Source organism: Protofrankia sp. CiP1_Cm_nod2 (assembly GCF_920664355.1).
Taxonomy (GTDB): Bacteria; Actinomycetota; Actinomycetes; order Frankiales; family Frankiaceae; genus Protofrankia.
On sequence record NZ_CAKKTL010000225.1, the window covers coordinates 6,445 to 9,456 of the forward strand.

A 3,012-nucleotide genomic window follows, 5' to 3' on the forward strand; every position below is an offset into this window, starting at 1 on the left:
GTGCCGTGCTCGGCCGACGAGCGCACCAGCCAGCCGAGCTCGGACGGCGACCTGGCCGATTGCAGCTGGCTTCGCGGCTCGATCCCCAGCGCGCGCAGCAGCCGGTTGGCGGACCCGTCGAGAAGCGTGATGACCGGCCGGCAGACGCTGGAGAAGAGCATCTGCGGCCCGGCGGCCCACTGGGCCGCGGCTACCGGCGCCGCGACCGCGATGTTCTTCGGGAAGAGCTCGCCGAAGACCATCTGGGCGACTGTCGCGATCAGCAGGGCGGCGGTCACCGCGACGGCATGGCCGACGCCGGCCGGCAGGCCGGTCGCGTCGATCGTGGGCAGCAGCAGGGAGGCGATCGCCGGCTCGGCGAGGTAGCCGAGCACCAGCGACGTCAGGGTGATGCCCAGCTGCGCGCCGGAAAGCTGGAACGACAGCGACCGGACGGCCCGCAGCGCCCGGGCCGCGCGGTGGGAGCCGTCCCGCGCCGCCTGCTCGAGCCGGCTGTGGTCGACCGCCACAAAAGCGAATTCGGCGGTCACGAACAGCCCGTTGGCGGCGATGAGGGCGACGGCCAGCAGCAGGCCGAGAATGTCACCGATCATTGCTGTGGCGGGGGCCGGCGCAGGCCACCGCGGTGCTCGGGCGATCGGGATCCCGCCGCGGGCTGCACTGTCGGGGCCGCCCGAGGCTCCCGCCCGGACGGTACTGGCGCGCCGCGTGCCATCCCCTCATCCTCACAGACCCCTCATCCTCACAGACCTCCGCCGTGCCGCCCAGAGGTTTCCCGGCCGGGGCCCGACGCCCGGCCGGGTGCGTCGGCAGGGACGTCCGGTGGTGATCCGCACCGGATGAGTGTGCGTTCTTTTATGATTTGTCCGAAATGGAGATCGAGTTTTTCAGGTGTCGGTGATGTTGTTGTGGCGTGGGGTGTTGTGGTTTTGCGCCGACGCTTGGAGACTGATCTGCATGGCTCGCGTCTTCGCCGTCGCAAACCAGAAGGGTGGCGTCGCCAAGACGACGTCCGTGACGAGCCTCGGCGCCGCGCTGAGCGAACTGGGATGCCGGGTCCTGCTCGTCGACCTCGATCCGCAGGCATGCCTGACGTTCTCCCTGGGCCTGGATCCGGACGTCATCGAGCTGTCCGTGCACGACGTGCTGCTGGGCCGGCTCAGCCCCGGCCTCGTGGTGCGACGGACCGAGGACGGCCCGGATCTGCTGCCGGCGACCATCGAGCTGGCCGGCTGCGAAGCCGTGCTGCTGTCCCGTACCGGCCGTGAGCACGCGCTGCGGCTCGCGCTCGCCGAGATCAGCGACAGCTACGACTTCATCCTGATCGACTGCCCCCCCTCGCTCGGGATCCTGACGATCAACGGGCTGACGGCGGCGAATGAGGTGATCATCCCGTTGCAGTGCGAGACCCTGTCGCACCGCGGTGTCGGGCAGCTGCTCGACACCGTCCACGACGTGCGGCGTCTGACCAATGCCGAGCTGCGGGTCCGCGGAGTGCTGCCGACCCTCTTCGAGGCCCGGACCACGCACGGCCGTGCCGTCCTGGCGGACGTCGCCGCCCGGTACGCGGTGGCGGTGCTCCAGCCACCCATCGCGCGGTCGGTCCGGTTCGCCGAGGCGCCGGTCTCCGGACGCTCGATCCTCACGACGGCGAAGCGTTCCAGAGGGGCGGAGGCATACCGGGCGCATGCCCGGGCGCTGCTGGCGGGCTCCGTCCCCGCGCCCGGCCCGCGGGGGGAGGGCGGCGGGGCCACGGCCCGGGTGCCGGGTGGGGGCACATCCCGGACGGCGCCCGCGGTGCCGTCGGCGGCAGGGCCGGCGCTACCAGGCGGATCATCGGCCCGCCCCCCGGCGACGGCTGGTGCGGTGGCGGGTATGACGGCCGGCGCGGTGGTCGGCGCGGCGTCCGTGGCCAGCGCGGCATCCCGGGTCACGAACCGGTGAGCGGCCGCCGGGAAGCAGCCGCCGCGCCCGCCGGCTTCGACCGGCTACGGTCGCGCAGCGCAGCGCCCCCACCCACGGCCCACGAGCGCTTTGCCACCCCGGTGGCGGTCGGCCGGGACGTCCACGGCAAGCGGGCGCTCTACAGCGTGGTGGGCAGCCCGGCCCCGCCGGTGGCCAGCGGACTGGACGTGCTGTGCTCCCGCTGCGGGCAGACGACCACGCTCCGGGCGCGCGAGGCGGTCGCCCTGCTGATCCCCAGCGTGCACGTGCCGGTGCCGCGGCTGCGGCACCGGTCCCTGGTGCGCTGCCCGGCATGCCGGCGGATCGCCTGGGTGCGCATCCGGCTGCGGGTCCACACCTCCGCCGAGCCCTGACAGGTCCGGTCGGGCGGCCGGCGGCGCGCTTCGCGTTCGGGATCCGCGCGTCCGCCGGGTTCTGACAGGACTGCGGGCCCGACAACTGACAGGCCCGTGACAGGCCCGACGATCACGCCGGCTGTCCGGCGTGATCGCGGTGTCGGGCTGACCCGGGCCGAGGTCCGCAGGCGGTCGTCAGGCTGACTCGGCCCGGTGCTCGATCCGGTCGTCCTGCCTGCCGGCGAGGTTCGCCTCCACGGCCGGTGAGCCGACGGGACGGCCGCGGTCGTCGCGCCGCCGGCGGCGCCGGCGCCGAGGAGCCGGACCGGTCGCCGTGGCGTCGTCCGCACCGGAGCCCGGAGCCCCGGCATCGGTGTCCAGGATGCCGGTGTCCAGGATGCCGGTGTCCACGGCATCCGTGGCCACGGTGGGATCCGAACCGGTATCCGGCGCCGTCGGGCGCAGCGAAGCGGGCTCCAGGAACAGGGCGGCCCTGCTGATCGCCGGCCGTCTCCGCCCGCTGGCCCCGGCCGGGCGCGGTTCGGCCGCGGCCGGTCCGCCATCCGGTGCGCCGGGAAGTTCCACGGACGCTGCCGGGGACAGGGCTGGGACCGGGTCCGCCGGGGCTGGACGGGTGGGTGCCGGCCGCTGCGGCGCGGGCGCGTCCGCGTGGGCCGCCGGCCGCGCGTCGGTGGGCTCGTCGGCGGAGACC

The 3,012-nt window shown here is 74.5% G+C and carries 3 protein-coding genes and 1 pseudogene; 2 read left to right on the forward strand and 2 right to left on the reverse strand.

All coding sequences use genetic code 11. The annotated features are described in order from the left end of the window. A partial coding sequence (locus NBW84_RS19815) for a CNNM domain-containing protein (RefSeq protein ID WP_250286320.1) occupies positions 1 to 593 on the reverse strand: 593 nt, incomplete at its 3' end. A gap of 364 nt (positions 594 to 957) precedes the next feature. Here NBW84_RS19815 and NBW84_RS19820 point away from each other — a divergent pair. Beyond that, positions 958 to 1,944, forward strand: coding sequence for a ParA family protein (locus NBW84_RS19820; protein ID WP_250286322.1), 987 nt, complete (start codon positions 958 to 960; stop codon positions 1,942 to 1,944). Then, positions 1,941 to 2,318 carry a hypothetical protein gene (locus NBW84_RS19825; RefSeq protein WP_250286324.1) on the forward strand — a complete coding sequence of 126 codons (378 nt, stop codon included), beginning with the start codon at positions 1,941 to 1,943 and terminating at the stop codon, positions 2,316 to 2,318. Before NBW84_RS19820 ends, NBW84_RS19825 begins: the two co-directional genes overlap by 4 nt. A 177-nt stretch (positions 2,319 to 2,495) precedes the next feature. Here NBW84_RS19825 and NBW84_RS19830 read toward each other — a convergent pair. Next, positions 2,496 to 3,012 (reverse strand): annotated as a pseudogene (locus NBW84_RS19830) (DEAD/DEAH box helicase); the annotation flags it as partial.